The 21,121-nt window shown below is 58.5% G+C and carries 12 protein-coding genes and 1 pseudogene; 10 read left to right on the forward strand and 3 right to left on the reverse strand.

Annotated features, from left to right (window positions below; translation table 11 throughout):
* Positions 1 to 3: 3 nt before the first annotated feature.
* The 4 genes from RAC79_RS12285 (at position 4) to RAC79_RS12300 (ending at position 9,073) form a co-directional block, all read left to right on the forward strand.
* On the forward strand, positions 4 to 7,062 hold the full coding sequence (locus tag RAC79_RS12285) for a hemagglutinin repeat-containing protein (RefSeq protein ID WP_374997068.1): 7,059 nt from the start codon (positions 4 to 6) through the stop codon (positions 7,060 to 7,062).
* A gap of 5 nt (positions 7,063 to 7,067) precedes the next feature.
* Positions 7,068 to 7,304: a hypothetical protein gene (locus tag RAC79_RS12290; protein WP_155246237.1), complete on the forward strand. Its 237-nt coding sequence runs from the start codon at positions 7,068 to 7,070 to the stop codon at positions 7,302 to 7,304.
* Positions 7,305 to 7,388: 84 nt separating this feature from the next.
* Positions 7,389 to 8,171 (forward strand): IS5 family transposase, encoded by a 783-nt coding sequence (locus tag RAC79_RS12295; protein WP_374997069.1) that lies wholly within the window; start codon positions 7,389 to 7,391, stop codon positions 8,169 to 8,171.
* Between the two features lie 401 nt (positions 8,172 to 8,572).
* Positions 8,573 to 9,073 (forward strand): contact-dependent growth inhibition system immunity protein, encoded by a 501-nt coding sequence (locus tag RAC79_RS12300; RefSeq protein ID WP_121490448.1) that lies wholly within the window; start codon positions 8,573 to 8,575, stop codon positions 9,071 to 9,073.
* Between the two features lie 155 nt (positions 9,074 to 9,228).
* Here the strand turns inward: RAC79_RS12300 and traA are convergent, their stop codons facing one another.
* Positions 9,229 to 12,966 carry a Ti-type conjugative transfer relaxase TraA gene (gene traA, locus RAC79_RS12305; protein ID WP_374997070.1) on the reverse strand — a complete coding sequence of 1,246 codons (3,738 nt, stop codon included), beginning with the start codon at positions 12,964 to 12,966 and terminating at the stop codon, positions 9,229 to 9,231.
* A 409-nt stretch (positions 12,967 to 13,375) separates the two neighbouring features.
* Here traA and RAC79_RS12310 point away from each other — a divergent pair, with 409 nt between their 5' ends.
* The 4 genes from RAC79_RS12310 to RAC79_RS12325 all read left to right on the forward strand — a co-directional run bounded on the left by RAC79_RS12310 (position 13,376) and on the right by RAC79_RS12325 (position 17,652).
* Complete coding sequence (locus RAC79_RS12310) at positions 13,376 to 14,302, forward strand: nucleotidyltransferase and HEPN domain-containing protein (protein ID WP_080819006.1); 927 nt, start codon at positions 13,376 to 13,378, stop codon at positions 14,300 to 14,302.
* 185 nt (positions 14,303 to 14,487) lie between these two features.
* Positions 14,488 to 14,796, forward strand: coding sequence for a mobilization protein (locus RAC79_RS12315; protein WP_120947675.1), 309 nt, complete (start codon positions 14,488 to 14,490; stop codon positions 14,794 to 14,796).
* A complete protein-coding gene (locus RAC79_RS12320) occupies positions 14,793 to 16,457 on the forward strand; it encodes a type IV secretory system conjugative DNA transfer family protein (protein ID WP_374997071.1) in 1,665 nt (554 codons plus the stop codon). The genes RAC79_RS12315 and RAC79_RS12320 overlap by 4 nt, the downstream gene beginning before the upstream one ends.
* Before the next feature lie 244 nt (positions 16,458 to 16,701).
* Positions 16,702 to 17,652: a bile acid:sodium symporter family protein gene (locus tag RAC79_RS12325; protein ID WP_374997072.1), complete on the forward strand. Its 951-nt coding sequence runs from the start codon at positions 16,702 to 16,704 to the stop codon at positions 17,650 to 17,652.
* A gap of 49 nt (positions 17,653 to 17,701) precedes the next feature.
* On the opposite strand, the gene RAC79_RS12330 is transcribed toward RAC79_RS12325, so the two are convergent.
* The gene (locus RAC79_RS12330; protein ID WP_080820932.1) at positions 17,702 to 18,757 is read right to left on the reverse strand and encodes an aldo/keto reductase; all 1,056 of its coding nucleotides are present in this window, start codon (positions 18,755 to 18,757) and stop codon (positions 17,702 to 17,704) included.
* 185 nt (positions 18,758 to 18,942) lie between these two features.
* Between RAC79_RS12330 and RAC79_RS12335 the strand changes: the two genes are divergently transcribed.
* Positions 18,943 to 19,848, forward strand: coding sequence for a LysR family transcriptional regulator (locus tag RAC79_RS12335; protein WP_065655307.1), 906 nt, complete (start codon positions 18,943 to 18,945; stop codon positions 19,846 to 19,848).
* A 79-nt stretch (positions 19,849 to 19,927) separates the two neighbouring features.
* On the opposite strand, the gene RAC79_RS12340 is transcribed toward RAC79_RS12335, so the two are convergent.
* A complete protein-coding gene (locus RAC79_RS12340) occupies positions 19,928 to 20,713 on the reverse strand; it encodes a 2-keto-4-pentenoate hydratase (protein ID WP_065655375.1) in 786 nt (261 codons plus the stop codon).
* Positions 20,714 to 21,000: 287 nt separating this feature from the next.
* Here RAC79_RS12340 and RAC79_RS12345 point away from each other — a divergent pair.
* A pseudogene (locus tag RAC79_RS12345) lies at positions 21,001 to 21,121 on the forward strand (mannose-6-phosphate isomerase); the annotation flags it as partial.

The following is a 21,121-nucleotide window of genomic DNA, read 5'->3' on the forward strand; positions in this document are numbered from 1 at the left end:
ACAATGACATCACAGTTTAAGCGTCTTCCACGCAAGACAATCGACCTCGCGTTGCTCGCTGGTGCTGGGACGCTGGCTCAAAAAATCATTGCCACCGTTGTCAGTTTTACGCTCCTGCTTCAGCCAGCGCTTCTTCACGCACAGGACATATCGCCGGAAGTTGGAGGATCTTTGGCAAATCGCCCCGGGATAGGGGCTGCTCCGAACGGAGTGCCGCTCATTGATATCGTCGGACCCAACAGCCAAGGTCTGTCGCACAACAAATACAACAATTTCAACGTCGGCACACAGGGCGTCATCCTCAACAACTTCAACGGCGAGATCGGTACATCGAAACTGGGTGGCGTGACACCCGGCAATCCAAATCTCCAAGGTAAAGGCCCTGCGTCCGTCATCCTCAATGAGGTCACGTCGCAAAACCGCAGTTCGCTTCTCGGTCCAACCGAAGTGTTCGGTGGCAGGGCCGATGTCATCATTGCCAATCCGAACGGGATCACCTGCGACGGCTGCGGTTTCATCAACACGCCGCGCGCCACGCTGACGACGGGTGTACCTGACATTGGCACCGATGGACGTCTCAATGGATTCACGGTGAACGCAGGGGATGTCACTTTCGGCCCTGGGGGTGGGAATTTTGCGCTCGGTGATGGTGCAGTCAGTCTGTTCGATGTCGTGTCCCGTACCATCCAGATCGACGGAACGATCTACGGCGAGGACCTGCGTCTGACCGCCGGTAGGAGCAAGTTCGATTATACCACCGGGGAGGCAACAGCGCTCGATGCCACCTCCGGGACACCTGAATACGCAATCGATGGTTCAGCACTCGGGGCCATGCAGGCCGGCCGCATCAAGATGGTTGTCACGGAAAAAGGGGCTGGCGTTCGCATGCGCGGCGACATGGCGGCCAATGCCGGTGAGCTCTCGCTGTCGGCAGACGGTAAAATTTCGATCGGCAATGCCTCTGGCAATAACGGCGTCAGCATCTCTTCGAAGAGCAGTGTTTCGGCCGGTCGTCTGACCTCGAAAAAATCGGTGTCGGTCAAGGCGGGCAAGGACGCCAGGGTCGCTTCTATCGGTGCAGAAGAGGATATCCTGATCAATGGCGGAGCAGGCTTCATCGATGTCGCCGGTACTCTCGGGGCGAGTGGCGCACTCAACCTTCTGGCAGACGGGCGTATTGCCTTGGCCGACGCGTCTGCTGCCGGACCTGTTTCGCTATGGTCGGGGGGCTCCATTGCCATCAGCGGCACGGCCCAGTCTGGCGCGGCGATGTCGCTTACGGCGGCCTCAGGAGCGATCACGGCGGGCTCACTCCTTTCGAAAGGTGATTTGGCTCTGCTCTCCGGCCTTGATCTGGGGATTTCCGGGCTCGTGCTTGCAGAAGGGAATTTGCAGGCTTCGGCTGGCGCCGACATCCGCTATGACAGTCTGGAGGCAAACGGAGACGTTTTACTGTCTTCGACAAATGGTGTCATCAGCTTCGATAAGCGCACGGCCGCCGGGGGCGACATCAGGATCACGCAGCAAAATGCTGACCTTTCCAATAACAGGAGCAGACTTGCCACATCCGGCACGCTCTACATCAATGCCAATAATATCAATCTCACCAACAGCACGCTGACATCAGGCGGTATTGATCTCACCTCATCTGGAACGACAGATCTGACGGGTGCGCGGCTCAATGCTGTCACCGCGAGCAGCACTGCTGGTTCTGCTCAGGGATCAGGTGACATCGCGATCCAAACGGGTAGCCTCACTGCGAATGGCGCCACCAATATTCTGGCGGCCCATGATCTGACGCTGTCGCTTTCGCAGCTTGCCAACTCCGGTCAGCTGGCTGCTGGCAATGATCTTACCCTCAATATCGCCGGCAACCTGACCAACACCGCCACGGGGCTGATCTATGCCGGCAACGATGCCGCACTTTTCGTGGGCGGCGTGCTGGCCAATGATCAGGGGGCGATTGTCGCAGGTCGTGACGTCACGATTGCCGGCAGCGCTTCAGGCGCGCGCAATGCTGCTACGGTCAACAGTTCAGGTCTGATTTCCTCTGGTCGCAATATCTCGATCCTGACGGCAAATCTGCGTAACGAGAAAAGCGTGGCTCCGACCTATACGAGCCAGCAAATCTCAAACGCACTCGTGTCGGCTTATGACACTTATTATGCACGCCTGTGTGGAGATTGTTCATCTTCCGTCTCTTTTGCTGATAAGCAGTTCGTCATTGGTGCGCCCATTCGCCATGTCTATCGTGATGTAACCGAGGACCGCCTCACATCGGCTGGAAGCCCCGCGGCGACGATCAAGGCGGGTAATACGCTTTTTGTCGATACCGTCGATCTTACCAATGCCTACAGCAACATTGAAGCCGGCTCCGGCATGACGTTTGTTGGCACAGGCACGCTGACAAATCTCGGCTTGCAGCTGCAGCGCACGACGTCGGTCAACTGCAATCAAAGCTCGGGTTGCCAATATTATCCTGATGTCATCTTCCAGTGGGAAGAAAGGCGGGACAGCGGCGATACCGGAGGCCATGAATTCTCATATCAAGTTTCCATGCCTGGCCCCAGCCCGTTTGGAACGCGGGATGCGTCAAAGGATATCGGCCCCGGACGAACCGTGGAAAGCGTAGAGGCGATCGGTGGGGTTCCAGCGGCAATCCGCTCGGGCGGAGCACTTGGTATCACCGGCTTTGCTGCCGTCAACAATACGGCTTCGGCCGGAACGATCGCCGACCGTGTTGCCGTTGCAGCGCCTGCGCCTTCGAACAATCCGACCGCATTGCTGTCCAGTATGACGGCAAGCGGTGCGCTGTTCACGCTTGGCGGCGTCGCCACCCCACAGTCCGGCGGTTTTGGCGGCACCATTCCTGGCCAGAGCTTTCTCTATGAAACCCGCGCCGCCTTCCTCGACGTCTCGAAATTCTACGGTTCCAGCTATTTCCTTGGCCGCATTGGCTACCAGCCGGATCGCCAGGTCCAGTTCCTTGGTGACGCCTATTTCGAGAACCAATATATTGAGCAGCAGCTCAGGCTGGCGACAGGCTCCGGTTTTACGGGGCAGGATTCGATTACCCAGATAAAGCAGCTGCTTGATAACGGAGCCGCCTATCTGGGAGCGAGCCAGCGCCAGTTCGGCCAACCGCTGACGGCTGAAGAGATCGCCAGCCTCACCGAATCCGTCGTCGTTTATGAGTGGCAGACGGTGAACGGTACGACCGTTCTTGCGCCGGTACTGCATCTCGCCGCCAATGACAGGGAAAGATTGAATTCTGCGGGCGCGCTGATCGCGGGCAATCAGGTGACGATCGATACCGGCCTGCTTGCAACATCAGGGATGATTGCATCGACTGGTGATCTTAGCGTTTTCGGTTCGTCGATCGCGGCAATCGGCGGCACCTTCACGGCGGGTGGCAATGCCTCGCTGAAGGGTAACGAGAGCATTCTGCTCGCCAATGCGAAGGTGACGGCCGGCGGCAATCTCGGCCTGACGTCGAATGGAGACATCAATATCTCCGTCACCGAACGGTCAACGACCAGCACTTTGCGCGACAAGCGGAGTTCTACGACAGTTGTCAGAACCACAAGTCAGGGCTCCGAGATCACCGCGGGCGGATCGGTCTCAGCCAATGCAGGTGGTAACCTCAACGTCATCGGCAGCACGATTGCCGCTGATGGAACGGTCGGTCTGAAAGCGACCGGCGATGTGACAATCGCTGAGGCCATCGACACCACCACGATAGATTACACCTACAGGAAAAAGGGCGGTCTGTTCGGCGGAAGCAAACAGACGACGAGCCACACGGAAACGCAGACCGTCGTCGGATCATCGGTTAGCAGTGGGAAGGGCGTGTCCATCATCTCAGGTGGAGATACCGTCGTCTCCGCCTCGAAGGTGACTGCCGGCGACGAGACCGACAAAGCCGATATCAATGTCAGCGCGGGCGGCGATCTGCTGATCGCGTCGGGCAAGAATACGGCGGAGTTCGAGCAGAGCTCCTCATCCAAGGGCTTTCTCTCGAAAAAGAGCTCGACGCAGTACAACTATGATGAAGCCACAGTCGGCTCCGAGCTTTCCGCGTCCGGCAATATCAAGCTGGATGCTGGCGGCAACGCTGTCATCGCCGGCTCGAATGTGACGGCAGGCGATGCGATCGGCGTTGCGGGCGACAGCGTCGCCATCATCGGGGCCGAGGAACAGCATGCGCTGGAAAGCTCGAGCAAGAAGTCCGGTCTGTTCGCCGGTTCCGGCGGTGGTTTCCTCTCGCTATGGGGCAAGGAGCAGAAAGAAAGGAGCCAATCGTCCGGTCTTAACGTTGGCTCCGGGCTGAGCGCTGGAACCGATGTCACTCTTACGGCGCGCGAAAACGACGTCAATGTGATCGGCTCTTCCATCATGGCCGGCCGCGACATCGCGCTGGAGGCAGCCCGCGACGTCAATATCACTCCCGGGGCTGAAAGTGCCTCATCGCAGGAGAAGGAAAAACGCTCGGGCTTCGGCATTCAGGTGAAATCTGGCAACGGCAGCGCATCGATCGGTATCGGCTACGGCAAGTCGGTCGATCAGACCAGCCAGTCATCAGAGACTAACGCCAGATCCATCCTGTTTGCCGGTCGTGACCTCACGATATCAGCAGGTCGTGATGCTAACCTGCAGGCGGCTGAGGTGTCCGCAGAGCGTGATGTTGCCATCCTCGCAGACCGTAACGTCAACCTTCTCTCGGCGCAGGACAAGTCCAACTACGAACACATGCATGAGGAGATGTTTGCCGGCGTGACGCTATCAGTCTCGACCTCGCTGGTCAGCGCTGCCGACAGCGTCGGCAACGCGGCGCAGAAGCTTACGACCATCAACGACGGCTATTCTGCCGCCAATGCTGCCTTTGCATCGCTCAAGGCCTATGATGCGCTCGACACTGTCGTCAACGGCAATGTCGCTTCGGCCTCGCTCACCGCCGGCTTCACCTATACAAAAGACAAGGCGGCGGGGACGGGCTCTGTTCCCGTTCTCACCGAAATCAATGCCGGCCGCTCGGTAACGATCGAAGCCGCATCCGGCGATATCACCGGCCATGGCGTGCAAATCTCGGCCGGCTATGATGCTTATGGCCTGCCGGTCGACAGCGCCGACGACAAGGCCGGCGATATCACGCTTTCGGCCGGCAATGATATTACCCTTAAAAGCGCCGAGGCGACGCGGAGTTCGTCGTCCAGCAGCACGTCCGCCGGCGCCAGTATCGGCATTGGCGGCGGCGTCAGCCTGTCGGGTGGCGTCGGCGTCGGGCTGACAGGCGGCGCCAGTGCGTCCACGGCCAAGGCGAACGCCAACGGAACTACCCAGATCAACAGCCACGTCAGCGGTACCGGCGACATCGTCATCCAGTCCGGCAACAACACGACGCTCGCCGGTGCGCTCGTTGCCGGTGAGACAGTGACGGCCGACATCGGCGGCGATCTCACCATCGTCTCCGTTCCCGATACCGGCGAGACCACGAACAAATCCACCTCTGGCGGCTTTAGCCTCGGCGGGGGGAAGAGCCTCATCTCCGGTATTCAGATCGGTGGCGGTGCGGGGTCCGGGTCGACGAACTGGGTTTCCGAGCAGTCTGGTCTCGTTTCCGCGGACACGATGAATGTCACCGTCGGCGGCAATACCCATCTCGGTGCCGGCAAGATCGTCTCCGGCTCGGGCGATCTCACTCTCGACACAGGCACGCTTACCCATGAGAACTTCGAGGGCCAGAAGCAGTATGAGGGCTTCAGCGCCAATCTCGGCCTCGATCTCACCGGCGGCAAAGGAACCGATGCCAATCCGGTCGGCAACAGCACGCTCGAAGGCAGCTATCAGCTCGATGATACCCGCCAGAGCGTCCGCGCCACCGTCGGCCCTGGGGACATCGTCGTTCGCAATCCCGACCAGCAGGCGGCACTTGAGCACGACGGTGAAACAAATCCTCTCTCCGAACTCAACCGTGATCCGGGCAAGGCTCATGAGATCACAAAGGACAAACATGTCGGCATCGATTTCTATCTTTCAACCAACAGCCTGAAGGCTGCGGCAGAGGGGATCAACGTCGTCGGCGAGGCTCTTGGCGACGCCTTCGAGGCACTGGGGACGAAGCTTGCGGCTTCCGGTGATCTGACGCCGGATGAATTGGCGACAGCCCGTAAAGTCGCCAAAGCGCTGGATTCCGGCACACTCGATATCGCAGCGCTTGCGACCTGCGCGGGCCGGCAAGGCTTCAATCTCCTCGATCTTTTGTTCACGCCGGCCTATGCATCTGGATGCGTCCTGTTCGACAAAAACGGCAAGGAGATCGCTGAACTGACGGCGAATGAGCGTGAAGCCTGCATACAGATGCTGGCGACGCTGATGGAGACCTATACCGAGAAATATGTGACCGGTGCGGCTGGCAAGGGTGAACTGCCGGGCAGCGTCAAAATACTTGCGGCACAGTTACGCAAGGTTGGTTCGGACGAACAGCTGGTCGCGGGTTTCCAGGCGATCGGTATGTCGGCCTCGTTCATCCGGGATGTCACGATAAGGCTGACGCTCGGTGAGGAAGGCTACAAGGAATACAAGGCAGCGTTCGAGCCGCTTGCGGCAGCCGGCACGTTGGGCAAGGAGGCCAGCGAGCGGGCGATTGCCGACATTGCTGCCAAACACGGTCTTTCCTTTGAGGATACCAAAGACCTCAAACTCCTCGTCGGGGTCACTACCGCAGCAATCATTGGAGTCGTGGGTATCAAGGCAGGCGGCTCGCTCAGCAGCAAAGAAATCGAAATTGTTTCGAAACAAATTGCTGATGGTCACGCATTCCAAAAGCATATACTTGAAAAAGGCGAACTGGCTGGTATGGGCATACGAACTAGGGCGCAACTTGCCGACTTTATCAGCGAAACAATGAGGAAACCTTCAGATGTAAAGGCATTGGGTGGTGGTAGAACGGCATACTGGAACGACGAGTATCAATCGGTAATTATACACAACCCCAAAGCAGGAGACGGTGGGACTATTTTTCAACCAAAGAACGGAAAATTGTATTTTGACAACATGAGGTAAGGACAATGAACCCTTCGGAAACGCCAATTAAGAACGCTAAAATCAGCATCGAATTTAGTAGAAAAGAATTAACTATTCTGTCGTCTTCCTTAAATGAAGTGCTGAATGGCATAGGTGCATTTGAATTCGAGACAAGAATTGGAGGCGAAAATTCGGAAGTAATAAAGCTTCTGGAGATGCTCAATTTTTATATAGATAATTTTGATAAATCTGAACAGCCTCCATTTTCGACCGGACATTAAAACTTATCCACGCTAGGTCGTGTTGACAAAGTGGATTCCAAATCGGCTGAAGCGTGATTCAAGACTGCTTTTTAGGAGGCAGTATTGGCGCGAGGCGATTTGAGTGACGAGGAATGGCGTGTAATCGAGCCGTTCCTACCCAGAGAACGGGGACGCAAATCGCGGCCCGCTCACGATAATCGGCGCTTTTTGAACGGGATGCTGCATGTCCTGCGCGTTGGTTGCCCGTGGCGCGACACGCACGAACGTTACGGCAAATGGAACTCTGTCTATGTCCGTTTCCGACGGTGGGCTGAGCAAGGCGTCTGGGACGCTCTGCTTGAGACCCTTGTGGAGCTTGGCTTAACCGACGACTGGCAGCATATGATCGACAGCACGACCGTTCGCGGTCATTCGCAGGCTGCTGGCGCAAAAGGGGGACTGATAAGGAGGCTTTTGGTCGATTCACGCGGCGGCTTTACGACAAAAATACACGCCCGAGCAGACGGTCAGGGACGCCCTCTCGGCTTTGTCCTGACCGGCGGTGAGGCATCAGATTACAAGGCCGTTCCCCAACTTCTTGCTATTCCCGTCAGCAGACCGCGCAAAATGCTGGCGGACAAGGGATATAATGCGGATGCAATTCGCGAAGAACTCCTGCTGCATGGCACTCGTCCTGTCATCCCATCGCGCTCGACGCGGAAGCGCTCACCTCCTTGCGATTACGTTGCATACAAAGACCGGAACCGCATCGAGCGCATGTTCAATAAGCTGAAGCAGTTCAGGCGCATCGCTACGCGCTATGACAAGGCGAGGATGTCGTTTGCTGGCTTCCTGGCGTTGGCCTCAGCCAAACTCTGGTTGCCCTTCATTTGCGCACAGGCTTAGGGCGCTCTTTCTCCGCTCCCCAGAAAGAAAGCCGCGCGTCTGGCGCTTCCTTGTGAACCGCAATCTGCATATGAGCCCGAAGCTCCTTGCGGAAACGTGAGGCGTTGCGTGCTCCCCATACGCCGACGAAGCAATCTCCGGACGCATCGTTCTTGAAGACTGCCGCCCCGCCAAAGGCCGAAGACAGGCCACCTTCGCCAATGACACCTCCGTTACCGTAAACTGCGACAACGCAATCCAGCGGCGCAACGCTGACCACTGTATCGCCGGATGGGGCGAAACCTGCGCTTCTGAAAAGGTAGACAGGACAAGGAGAAGTCATCATTCCCTGAGCATATCTCCGTCATCGGAGATCACAAGCGCCTGATGTAACTTTGTCAACACGACCTAACAGGTATCAAATGATCAAAGATCCAGAGAAACGCCAAGCATGTGGTGTTTTCATGAACCAGAGGTTCATAGCGGTAAACACAATGTCGGGCTGGCGGCTTCTTATCGCTGACCCAAAGGGTTTACGTTGTCGTTTGCCACCTGACACAAGCGATTTTGAAATAGGTTCTGTCGTATTGTCAGCTTTGGCCAAGAGCAGGCTTGTCCATCCCGACGAAGATATTGAATTATCAAAAAACTCAAAAATTGAGGAGCGCTACGCCGCCTGGGTGGCGGATTTAATGCAGACTTATGGCTACAAGACCAAAAGCGCGCTATTTAAAGGCATGCTGCACTGCGATGTCGAGGTCAAGGCCGGCGAGATGACGATTCGTCCTACAAAGCGCGAGCGGGGCGACGGGTTCGGTCCAACCCTTCGGCGAGAGAAAGACTATGTACACTTGTCCGCAGACAGCTCACCTGAAGAGGTAGGCGCAGGTGTGCGGCTGGCACTGAGCCGTTCCATCGGCTAGAGGGGCAGGCATTTAATCTAATGAAGATGATATCCAGAATGTAAGCGACAAGCTGAGGCCGTTCAGGCCTTGTAGCTTCACGGCCTGAGAGCAGCAGGTAGGCCAAAGGCTCGACGCCGTAAGCCCGACAAATCAGCGATCGTTCCGTGCCCCTACTATCGGCTCAATCCAAGCCCGCGAGACCGATTGAGCTGCCGTCTCAGCGCGTGGTCATGGCTGAGTTCTGCATGGCGTGTTCGATGCACCATGCGGGCGATTGTCTGGATCTGCTCGGCCTGCCTTGCGAACTCCGGGCGTGCTGCAAGCTCTTCGGCAATCCTGCGAGGATCGGAGCTTCCGAACCGCTGGGTGAGCGCTTCGGCCACCAGCTTTGCCTCATCGAGCGCGGCTCGGCCCTCAGGTAACGATCGCAGCTCTTTGATGAACTTGCTTCGCCTCTCGACCGGCATCTTCTCCATCTTCGCAAGGATTTCGGCACCGCGGGGCGTGAGGCCGGGCACCTCGATCACGTCACGCTTTTCGCGTTGCCATTGTTCGCTCGCGCGTTCTTCGCTAAGCCGGCGCTCCCATGCTTCGGAGACATAGCCGATATGGGCAGAGAGAGACCTGGCATATTGCAGCGCCTCTTTCCGCTCCTTGTTGTTTCCGAACATCCCCGACTTGCCACGTAGCTCCCCGAAGCGTTCTGGCTGCTCTGCCATGGCCTTCGCCATGATATTGCCGTTGCCTTCCTTCTCGGTCATCGCGGTGCGCAGTCTCGCTGAGACCTCGGCCGGATCACGGAACACGCGCCGCACCAGAGATTCGACTGTATCGAACCTCTGATCGATCACGGATATCGCCCTTTCCCGGGCTATTTGTTCGATGCTGCGGTCGTATCGGGTGATCGCTGGTACCAGCGGACCGGGCTTACCGGCTTCCAGCGGCGAGTGCTGGCCGACGACTTCTGTCGGGGCAGGGGCGGCGCCGTCTTGCGACATGAGATCGGGCCACCGGATGCGGCGATAATCTTGCCTCGTCGCTCTCTGGCCGTCCGGCTGATCGTGATTAATATCCGGAACGAGATCATTGCGACGATTTTCGCGGCGAACAGGACCGGCGAGATCGCCGGCAGGTTCCTCGTAAACCTGCTGACGCTCTGATGGCCGGTCCTGTTGCTCCCGCACCGGATGGGCCGCGCGGGACAGGACCTCTTGACGCTCATCCCGGGCGGAAGCAAGTTCAATCTCGCTCCTGACCCCGAGCTTCTCCGCGATGCCCCGCCGCTCGGCAAAGTCCCTGACATAGTCCAGCGTCGTTTCCTTCGCGCCGGAACGCGACAGGCGGTTTTCTAACTGCTGGTAGGCCAGTTCATCACCCGTAACGACGCGCCACGCATTTCGTTGGACCTGCGTACCGTCCGGAAGCCTGACAGGCGTGGCTCCTTGATGCTGCAGTCCAATCCTGTCCCCGATCTTTGGCGAGGCCTCCTGCATGGCCCGCTTGAGATTAACGCCCCACACCGTGCGCTGATCGCCCTTGTCATTCTCCAGCGTCACAAAATAGTTTTCTCGCGCCTGGCGATTATGCTCATAGGGAGCCGCGCCGTGATCGACCAGCCGGCCGGCCTTGGTGAACTCCTGGCTGTCGGCATAGAGCTGCACGCTGTCGCGATGCCTGGTCATGGCAACATAGGTCAGATGCCGGTCCATGGTGCCGGACGCCAGCACAAAGGCGCGATCGACTGTCGCCCCCTGATTTTTATGAATCGTCGTCGCATAACCGTGATCGATCGCCTGGTAGCTGTCTGTTGGAATGCTGACGCTGTCGCCACCTCGGCCATCGAGCCGGGCGATGATCTTATTCGGCTCGACATGCTCGACCGTGCCAAGCATGCCGTTTTTCACGCGGAGGTCGCGGTTGTTTTCGAGGAAGATGATCCGGTCACCGGGGGCGAAGGCGCGTTTGCCGTTATTGGTCTGGAACACGCGTTCTCCGCCGTCCTCACCATCCCCACGGTCCCCACCGTCGCTCAGCCCGTGGCCGCGCTCCAGCCGTTGTCTGTTCTGAAGCTCGGAGCGAATGGCGGCATTGAGGGCGCGCACATCGGCGCGGCGATGCGCCATGGCAATCCGGGTGCCATCCGGCCGCTTGGCACTGTCGGCAACATACTCATGCACGATCTCTGCCATTGCCGCGTCGCGGCTTTCCGCAAAGTGGATGTCGCCGTGATCGCGGTAGGCGGCAAGGCCCTCGGCCGTCTTGTGGGTCGCAAAGGCAACTGACGCTTGCCTCTGCCAATCCTGGTGCTGGCGGCGAATGTCGGAAAGTTCGACATGGCCGATCTGCTCGGCAATCGCCCTGAAGGGTGCGCCGGCCCCGATCGCCTGGAGCTGCTCATGGTCGCCGACAAGAACGATCTTTGCACTACGCGCTTCAGCCTCGCCGATAAAGCGGGCAAGCTGCCGGCTCCCGACCATGCCCGCTTCGTCGATGACGAACACGTCGCCACGGCCGATCAGATCTCGGCCGTGGTTCCAGCTGTAAGTCCATGACGCCAGGGTGCGGCTTTGAATTCCGGAACTTTCCTCAAGACCCTCGGCTGCCTTTCCGGCAAGCGCCGCACCATGGACCTGATAACCTTGAGCCTCCCACGCCTCACGGGCGGCTGCCAGCATGGTGGACTTTCCCGCACCAGCGAACCCGACCACAGCCGCGATGCCTTTAGGGCCCGTAACATGTTTGATCGCATGACGCTGTTCGTCCGACAATCCTGCTGGTGGATCGCTCGCAGCCACCATTCCGCCGGAGCTTTTCCGAAGAGAGCTATCCTGCCTTTCCATTGCGCGCTCGACATGGCGGGGATCAACCCGATGGCAATGTGCCTGATGCAACCGCTTGGCCGACCGCGCCATCGCGAGTTCCAGGTCGATCATCTCCTGGGTCGAATAGCGCGCATTGGACACGTTGCCTGTCTCAGGATCGATGCGCTCAGCCTGAAGCTCGACGAGCGCTGGTGATGCCATAACAGCCGCAAAAGTGTTCCGAAATGTCTGCGCGTCATCGTTTATATAGCGATGCAGGGTCCTGGCAATGTCGTGCCGATCGAACACGCTCTTTTCATTGCTGATCAGCAACAAAACCTGTTCCGGCTTTTGGCGGATCAGCTCGGCATTTTGCCGTGCTGCCTTGTCATCCAGCCGGCCGCGCTCGACTGCCATCCCTCGCCGTGCCATCTGCGAGGCATGCACGCCCATATGCCCGGTCGGCGACAACTCGAGGCCGCGCTGAGCAAGGGAGCGATGATCGATGCGAACGTCCAGGCCTTCGCGTTGAAGCTGACGGATGGCGATGCCTTCCCATGACTGCCTGATATCTTGAAGCTGCATGTCGGTCGTCGCCATACCGTTTGCCAACAGCCGTGCGTTCTTGTGCTCCAGAAAAGTTTTCTCGCCAAGGCCGACCCGGCGAACCTCTCGCGTCGTCATCAGCACATGCGCATGGTAGTTCCGGATGTCACCATGCTCGCCTGGCGAATGGATGGCAAAATCCACTGCCGCGCCATAGCGGTTTGCCAGATCCTGGGCAAAGGCGCGCGCAGCCTTCAGTCGCCCCTCTGGCGAAAGCTCACGCGGAAGCGCGATTTCGAATTCGCGGGCAACGCGGGCATCTTTTCGCTTTTCTGCAAACTCGGCAGCGTTCCACAAAGCCGAACGATCCAAAGCCCAGTCGGCAGAAAGACCTTCCGGCAGCACGATCTCGATGTGCTCCACTCCTTCTTTCCGGGTAAAATCATGCACGAGACCATCGCGGTGATTGGTGAGAAGAACCGCGCAACGATAGGCGGCAGATGCCACAGCGCTGCGGCCGGATGAGCGCGAGACAGGTTTGGTGCTGAGATGATAAATCGCCAACCGAAATCTCCGATCCGCAAACGGGGAAATTCAGGGCTCAACTGCGGTGCAAGTCGTAAGTGCGCCCTTGTCTGTTTACCGGTGGCGACGCTAGCAACATCGAATAGGCATTTCGACTACTAAAAGTAGTAGTCGCCAACCAGTCATTGCTCGTGTTTGAATAGGGACACAAACGCATCAGCTAGGGGAGGGCGATGGGCGCATGCCGATCGCACAACGGAGGAGGGACAAGGGAAGCTGGCCGAGCGGAAGAAACCACTGCAGGCGGCTCGACAAACAGAAGCGGGCGCAGGCAACGTGCAGTGGATAGTCCGGTAAGACAGGCAATCGTTTGGCGGCTGCCAAAAATCGGAGTTTCAAAGAAGTTTACAATGGCCCATACAGGATACCGTCCAGAAACGGAGCAGACATGAAGACCAGCCTTGAACATTTGCCGGAACGTAAGCAACGCGAGCTTGCGCGTGTCGTCGGAATTATTCAGGAAGAATTTGCTGATCTGGTCGAGCGCTCGAAGTCTGACGCCAAGAAGGATGGACGGATTTTCAAAATCATCCTGTTTGGTTCTTACGCACGTGGCACCTGGGTGGATGAACCGCATACGTCGAAAGGCTACCGCTCGGATTTCGACATTCTCGTCATCGTTAGCAACAAGGAACTGGCCGATCCCAAATACTGGGACAAGGCGACAGACCGGCTGATGTGGGACAAGGAGATCGAGACGCCCGTGGGCCTCATTGTGCACGGCGCTCGGGAGATCACCAACTTTTTGAATGATGGGCAGGCCTTCTTCGTCGATATCACTCGCGAGGGTATCGTCCTCTACGAATTCGATGACAGAGAACTCGCCGGGCCCAAGCCTCTTAGACCTAACGATGCACTAAGAGTGGCGGAAGAACATTTCCAGCGGGAAATGAAGAGCGCAAGCGAGTTTCTCGAGCTAGCCGAAATCGCTTCTGGAAAGGAAATGGATAAAAAAGCCGTCTTCCTGCTCCACCAAGCAGTTGAGACCGCCTACAACTGCTATCTCCTGACGCTGACAAATTATTCGCCAGCGTCGCACAATCTCAAATTCCTGCGTGGACTTTCCGAAGGTCGCGATCACCGTTTGATCGAGATCTGGCCGCGCGACCGTCAGCGATTTACCACATGGTACAACATCCTGAATGAGGCCTACGTCAAGGCGCGCTATTCGAAGCGTTTCGAGGTTTCCGAAGAGGCGCTCACCTGGCTTCAGGAGCGGACCGCAGAACTTCACAAGCTGGTGGAGACGCTCTGCCGCGAGCACATCGAAAAGCTGGAACAGGCCGCGGGACAGGCCGCAAATTCCAGCGACTGAGATTCACGGGTGGCTCCACAACCTTGAGCTCAGGCAACAGCCACCGCGGCGTCATGAACCATTGGGTCCAACCTCTTCTTGCAATCGCTATGTCGATCTCCTCATAGAAACTGGTCTGCCTTTCAGGAGCGAAGCCGTGGTCGACAGCGGCAGTTCCGGTGCGGCCGCAATCGAAAGGAATAATCGTGGCAAGGAAAACCATCGCACAGCGCCTGGCTGAACTGGACGCGCAACGGTCTGCACTCAAGGCCCGTCTCTCGAAAACCGAGCGCAACAACGATATGCGCCGCAAGGTCCTGATCGGGTCGCTGGTTCTGCATCACCTGGAGACCTCGGATGATCAGGAGTTTAAGAAGCAGCTCGGTGCATGGCTGCGTCGCGAACTGCCGGGCTTTCTGACACGCGACAATGACAGGGCGCTCTTTGACGACCTGATCGGACCAGGACCGCCGGGCACGGGAGAGAATGATGGTAGCGGGCAGGGCGCTCCATGAACCGGTTGCGACTTTCTTTGGACGCATTCAAGAACATGATGCGAGCCGCCGCACGTGATCCTCTTTGGGCATTTCTGGCTTTGATCACCATGCCCTTCCGGATATGGAAACCGATTCTCGGATTTGTCGTCATCCTCATCATCGTCACGTTTGTGATCGGCATGGGTGGCCGTCATTTCCTCGAGCAAACGGGTTTCGGGCGCGGCTCGCTTGTCTACATCCTCCCCGATTTCGTCACCTTGCTGGCGCTTGCCGTCATCACCTTCCGGTTCATCACCAGCGCGCTGATTTTGCATTTCGGGGAAAGTGACGATGATACCCACGGCTCCGCCCGCTTTGCGACCGACAAGGAGATAGCCGCCCTCACCGCATCCGGCTCCGGCGTCCTGATCGGTCGTGATACGAAAACGGCAAAGCCTCTGCGCTATGACGGTCCAGCCCATCTCCTCACAATGGCGCCGACGCGTACCGGCAAGGGTATCGGCACGATCATTCCAAACCTGCTGACCGCCGACCGTTCCGTGATCTGCGTCGATCCAAAGGGCGAGAATGCAAGGATCACCGGCCGTGCGCGCCAGAAGTTCGGTCCGGTTCATGTGCTCGATCCTTTCGGGATCACCGGCAGACCCTCGGCAGCCTTCAATCCGCTGGCCATGCTCGATCCTTACAGCCTCGATGTCGCGGAAGATGCCAGTGCCCTCGCTGACGCTCTAGTGTTCGACGAACCGGGAATGGCGGGCGAGGCGCATTGGAACGAGGAGGCAAAAGCATTGATTGCCGGATTGCTGCTCGAGATCGTTGCAGCGGAGCCTTTGAGACGCAGACACCTCGCAACACTTCGCGAGCATCTTACCCTTGCTCCGGAACAGTTTGCGGCACTGCTCAAGCGTATGCAGGACAGTGATGCGGCGAGCGGTCTTGTCGCGCGCGCCGCAAACCGCCACCTCGGAAAATCCGATCGCGAAGCCGCAGGCGTTCTGTCCGCGGCTCAACGCCATACGCATTTTCTTGATTCACCGCGTATGACGGCCATCCTCAGTCGCTCGGATTTTCGGTTTGCCGATCTCAAGCGCAGCAGCATGACGGTGTTCCTCGTTCTTCCGCCTGACCGCCTCTCGACCTATTCGCGCTGGCTGCGCCTGCTTGTTTCGCAAAGCCTGCTCGAAATGGCTCGCGATCCGACAAAGCCGGCGACACCGGTTCTTTATCTGCTCGACGAGTTCGCATCCCTCGGGCATCTGGCACCAGTCGAACGCGCGATGGGTCTGATGGCGGGTTATGGTGTCCAGCTTTGGCCCATCCTCCAGGACATCCATCAGCTGCGTGCCACATACGGTCACCGCGCCGGAACTTTTTTGTCAAACGCCGGCGTGCTGCAGGTCTTCGGTGTCAACGATCATGACAGCGCCCGTCTAATCTCTGATTTGCTCGGACAGGAAACTGTCGTGTTCCAGACGATGGCCAGAGCGCTCGATTCCGATAAGACCGGCATCTCCTATAGCCAACAGCATACCGGCCGGCCACTACTCACCCCTGATGAGGTGCGCAATCTGCCCGCAAAAGGACAATTGCTGTTCCTTGCCGGGCAGCGGCCAATTTTTGCCGACAAGCTTGCCTACTTTGCCGATCCGGAGTTCAGGGAGATGTTCGACCCAGTCTAACGGTAGGCGTGACAAAAAGGCGGTCCGGCATCTGCATCGGACCTTGTATCGCAGGCCCTTGGATATCTTCGGCGCAACGAGAAGCGGATAGATGAGCCTTCGTCCAAATTGCAGCCCCGCGGCGACGGCGGCATCGCGGCCGAGGGATCGTTTTCGACCGCGAGGTCTAGCAATGGAGTAATGACCTTGACAGGGCACCATAGGAGTCTAGACGAGGTTTCATGATCATCTTGGGAGTATGGAAATGAAAACACTGGCAGCCGTTTCGGCTTTTGTAGGCAAGACCTTTGCCGCCTGGGTCATCCTGTTTGCCGTGCTCGGCTTCATTTTTCCGGATACGTTCAAGCAGATTGCGCCGTGGATCGTCACGCTTCTGTCGATCATCATGTTCGGGATGGGCCTCACACTTTCGGTCGATGCCTTCAGGGAGGTCGTAAAAAGGCCGTTCGATGTGACGATCGGCGTGCTCGGCCAGTTTCTCATCATGCCGCTTCTGGCGGTGCTGCTCACCCGCATCATTCCCATGCCGCCGGAAGTCGCGGCGGGTGTCATTCTGGTCGGCTGCTGCCCTGGCGGCACATCGTCCAATGTCATGACCTATCTCTCCAAGGGCGATGTCGCCTTGTCCGTTGCGTGCACCTCGGTCACCACGCTTGCCGCGCCGCTGATGACGCCGTTCCTCGTCTGGCTGTTTGCGAGCCAGTTCCTGCCGGTTGATGGCTGGGCCATGTTCCTCAGCATCGTCAAGGTCGTTCTGGTTCCGCTCGCTCTCGGCGCCGCCCTGCAGAAGCTGCTTCCCGGTCTCGTCAAGACCGCCGTTCCGGCATTGCCGCTGGTAAGCGTCATCGGCATCGTCCTCATCGTTTCGGCGGTGGTGGGAGGATCCAAGGCGTCCATCGCCCAGTCCGGACTGATGATTTTTGCCGTCGTCGTCCTGCATAACGGGCTTGGCTATCTCCTCGGTTATCTCGCCGCAAAGGCAACGGGCCTGTCGCTTGCCAAGCGCAAGGCCATTGCGATCGAGGTGGGCATGCAGAATTCGGGCCTTGGCGCGGCACTTGCAACGGCCTATTTCTCGCCTCTCGCCGCGGTTCCGAGCGCCATTTTCAGCGTCTGGCACAATATTTCCGGTGCAATCCTGGCGAACTGGTTTTCGGGTCGGGTGGACGCAAGCTCCGCCAACAAAGCCGCCTGAAGCTCTGCATTTGTCAGGCCGTCCGTCGTTCAGGCGGCCTGACCCTGCGTTAGAGCGGCATAGTCTGACGTGTTATGGTCGGTGGATTAAGCTTGGCAAAGCCCTCTTGGCGCTGATAGGGGAAATGCGGATAGGGAGCAGTCGTCGCGCTTGCCTCGTCCAGCTTCGCGACCTGTGCGGACGTCAGTTCCCATCCCACGGCGTCGAGGTTCTGGCGAAGCTGCTCCTCATTGCGCGCGCCGATGATGACCGTGGAAACAGTGGGGCGTTTGAGTAGCCAGTTGAGGGCGACCTGCGGCACCGTCCTGCCGGCTTCTTGCGCGACAGCGTCGAGCGCATCGATCACGCGATAGAGATGTTCATCATCCACCGGCGGGCCGAAGCTGGCGGTCTCATGCAGGCGGCTACCTTCAGGCAGCGGTGTGCCGCGGCGAATTTTTCCGGTCAACCGCCCCCAGCCAAGCGGGCTCCAGACCATTGCACCAAGACCCTGATCCACGCCGAGCGGCATCAGATCCCACTCGTAATCCCGGCCTATCAGGGAATAGTAGACCTGATTGACCACATAACGCGGCCAGCCATATCGGTCCGCGACGGCAAGCGATTTCATGATCTGCCAGCCTGAAAAATTCGAGACTCCGGTATAGCGCACCTTGCCGGAGCGGACGAGCGTATCGAGCGTCGACAGCACTTCTTCAACCGGTGTGAAGGCATCGAAGGCATGGAGTTGCAGGATGTCGATATAGTCGGTCTTAAGGCGGCGCAGGGCGTCATCCACCGCGCGAAGCAGCCGGAAACGGGACGACCCGGTCTCGTTCGGCCCGTCGCCCATCGGCAGGCTGGTCTTGGTTGAGATGAGAACGCTGTCGCGCCTTCCCTTGACGGCTTCGCCGAGCACTTCCTCCGATGCGCCATTGGAATAGACATCGGCGGTATCGAACAGGTTGACGCCGGCTTCCAGGCAAATATCGATCAGGCGCCGGGCTTCCGTGGCGTCTGAATTGCCCCAGTTGCTGAAGAGTGGGCCTGCGCCGCCGAAAGTTCCGGTGCCGAAACTCAAGACCGGCACTTTCAGGCCGGATTGGCCGAGATGGCGATATTCCATGAGGCGTTCCTTTGTTGCTTCGAAATGGTCGCGGGCGGGGCTCTGGTAGCGCCGCGCTCTGTCCATCCCGTCATGATCTGGGAGACGAAGATTGCGATGCGTTTCAATCGCTGTCTGAAGATAGACGCTCGCTCTTCAATGAAATAGAATGCCGAAAATACTATCACTTGTGAGATGAAGTCATCATGGCGCGACTGGAGATCAACCGGGCAGGGGAGATGGAAATCTTCGTGCGGGTCGTCGAACTCGGCGGTTTTTCCCGCGCCGCCGCGGCGGCGAACATGACGCCTTCGGCGGTGAGCAAGCTGATCGCACGGCTGGAAAGCCGCCTGGGCGCGCGCCTGCTCAACCGTTCCACCCGACAGCTTCAGATCACGCCGAAGGGCTGTGCCTTCTATGAACGGGCCACCCGTATCCTCGCCGATCTCGAAGAGGCCGAACTCGCCGCCGGTGAGGGCGAACAGCCTGTCGGCCGCGTGCGGATCAACACCAGCGCTTCTTATGCAACGCATATTCTGGCGCCCATCCTGCCACGGTTCCTGGCGCTTCATCCAGGCATCACGCTCGATATCGTCCAGACGGATATGGTGGTTGACCTTCTTGCGGAACGCATGGATGTGGCGGTGCGCGCCGGACCGCTCAAAAGCTCAACTCTCGTTGCCCGGAAACTCGGTGAGACACGGATGATCATTGCTGCCGCCCCGGCCTATCTGGAGCGCTACGGCGTGCCGCAAACCATCGCCGATCTGGAAGATCACAATCGGCTCGGATTCGGTTACGCGCGGTCAGTGGACGGATGGCCGTTGCGGGATGCCGGAAAGACCGTCGTCATTCCGGCGACGGGGCGCGTGCAGGTCAGCGACGGCGAAGGCCTTCGCCGTCTTGCCCTTGCCGGCGTCGGGCTGGTTCGCCTTGCCGCCTTCACCGTGCGGGAGGATATCGCCGCCGGCCGGCTCATACCGGTCCTCGATCACCTCGATACGGGTGAGACGGAGATGTTTCATGCCGTTTATGTCGGCCAACGCGGGCCGCTTCCCGCCCGCATCCGGGCTCTGCTCGTTTTTCTCGGCGAGCACGGGCGAGTGAAATGACCTTCCGATGGCATCGGAAGTCGCGGCCGGGATGAAGACGGCAGGCGGCTAAAAAAAGAACGTCCGGCTGACCGGACGCCTATGATCTCGGACCGGACAGCGTGAAGGCGCCAGCCGATTTCAGCGCTATGTGCGTCTCGCCGGCAAGTGTGCTCGGTATCGCGCCACAAAGGCTGCCCGTCGTTACGACATTGCCCGCCTTGAGCATCTCGCCGGTGTTGAATGCCGCATTGGCAAAGGCGACCAGCGGCGCGAGCGGATCACCATTCGGATGTTTTACCCCGGCATCGAACAGCGATACCGACCCCTCGGTGACGGTGAGCTGCGGCAGGTTCTCGCCATTTCCGGCAAAGACATCCACGATGTGCTTATCGACTTCCGGGCCGATGACGAAACCGTGGTTTGCGAGGCGATCCGCGAGAAAAAGCGGAAACGGCACCTGATTTTTTTCCACCAGCCTGTAGCGGAGAAGTTCAGCACCAAGATGGACCTTGTCGATAAATCCTATCAGGTCCTCCCTGGTCAGCGGTCCCGCCGCCGCCGCGGGAATATCCGCCGAAAGCGTAAAGCAGATCTCGACCTCGATGCCTTCGGTGCCGTCATGCGGAAAAGAAGCGGCATTGGCTTCATCGACCCGCACACAATCGAACATGGGCGTCCCGATGGCCTCGCCATCCGCGCGGATGGCAAGTTTCCAGCCGGCAACCGGTTCTGCCCGGCTTTCAGCAAAAGCTCGCTGGACCGCCATAGCCTCTCCAAGCGTAGCAGGAATGAGACCCTCCGCCTGCACCGCCGCCAGAGAAATCTTCGCCCCCTCGCGGCTCGCTGTGATGAAGCTTTCCGCCAGTTTTTCGATTGCCACCATTGCGTCCATGGTCCCCGTTTGTTCTCGAACGCCAAAATGTTGTCACGATTTGACGTTCACTGCCAAGGCCATCAATGCCGGGTTTGACAACATCGCCGACATTAAGGATGTGCGGGCGAGGGGGGCATTGTAGAGCCAGTACGCTGCGTCGCATGCCGCGGGCTTTATGAGAGAGCAAATTATAGTGTTTATGGTTGACAGCGTCACAAAACATAAATTCAAGCGTTTGCTTCTGGGTTTCCTTAGCGTATTCGTCCCTACCACGACGTAGAACAGAGAGTTGAGGCATGACATTGCAATTTCCGAGCATCGCGCAGACGCTTGCCGAAGAGATCGGAAGATTACGCAAATGGCTGGATGAGGACGCCCTGCCCCTGTGGTGGGAGGCGGGTTCGGCCCGGCCGGATA

This window comes from Agrobacterium sp. LR_9, assembly GCF_041954855.1.
GTDB classification, from domain to species: Bacteria; Pseudomonadota; Alphaproteobacteria; order Rhizobiales; family Rhizobiaceae; genus Agrobacterium; species Agrobacterium leguminum.

Bases quoted from the DNA above. Each gene is read 5' to 3' on its own strand.
- RAC79_RS12285 (WP_374997068.1), top strand. From the start codon at position 4: ATGACATCACAGTTTAAGCGTCTTCCACGCAAGACAATCGACCTCGCG.
- RAC79_RS12290 (WP_155246237.1), top strand. From the start codon at position 7,068: ATGAACCCTTCGGAAACGCCAATTAAGAACGCTAAAATCAGCATCGAA.
- RAC79_RS12300 (WP_121490448.1), top strand. From the start codon at position 8,573: ATGATCAAAGATCCAGAGAAACGCCAAGCATGTGGTGTTTTCATGAAC.
- RAC79_RS12310 (WP_080819006.1), top strand. From the start codon at position 13,376: ATGAAGACCAGCCTTGAACATTTGCCGGAACGTAAGCAACGCGAGCTT.
- RAC79_RS12320 (WP_374997071.1), top strand. From the start codon at position 14,793: ATGAACCGGTTGCGACTTTCTTTGGACGCATTCAAGAACATGATGCGA.
- RAC79_RS12325 (WP_374997072.1), top strand. From the start codon at position 16,702: ATGAAAACACTGGCAGCCGTTTCGGCTTTTGTAGGCAAGACCTTTGCC.
- RAC79_RS12330 (WP_080820932.1), bottom strand. From the start codon at position 18,757: ATGGAATATCGCCATCTCGGCCAATCCGGCCTGAAAGTGCCGGTCTTG.
- RAC79_RS12335 (WP_065655307.1), top strand. From the start codon at position 18,943: ATGGCGCGACTGGAGATCAACCGGGCAGGGGAGATGGAAATCTTCGTG.
- RAC79_RS12340 (WP_065655375.1), bottom strand. From the start codon at position 20,713: ATGGTGGCAATCGAAAAACTGGCGGAAAGCTTCATCACAGCGAGCCGC.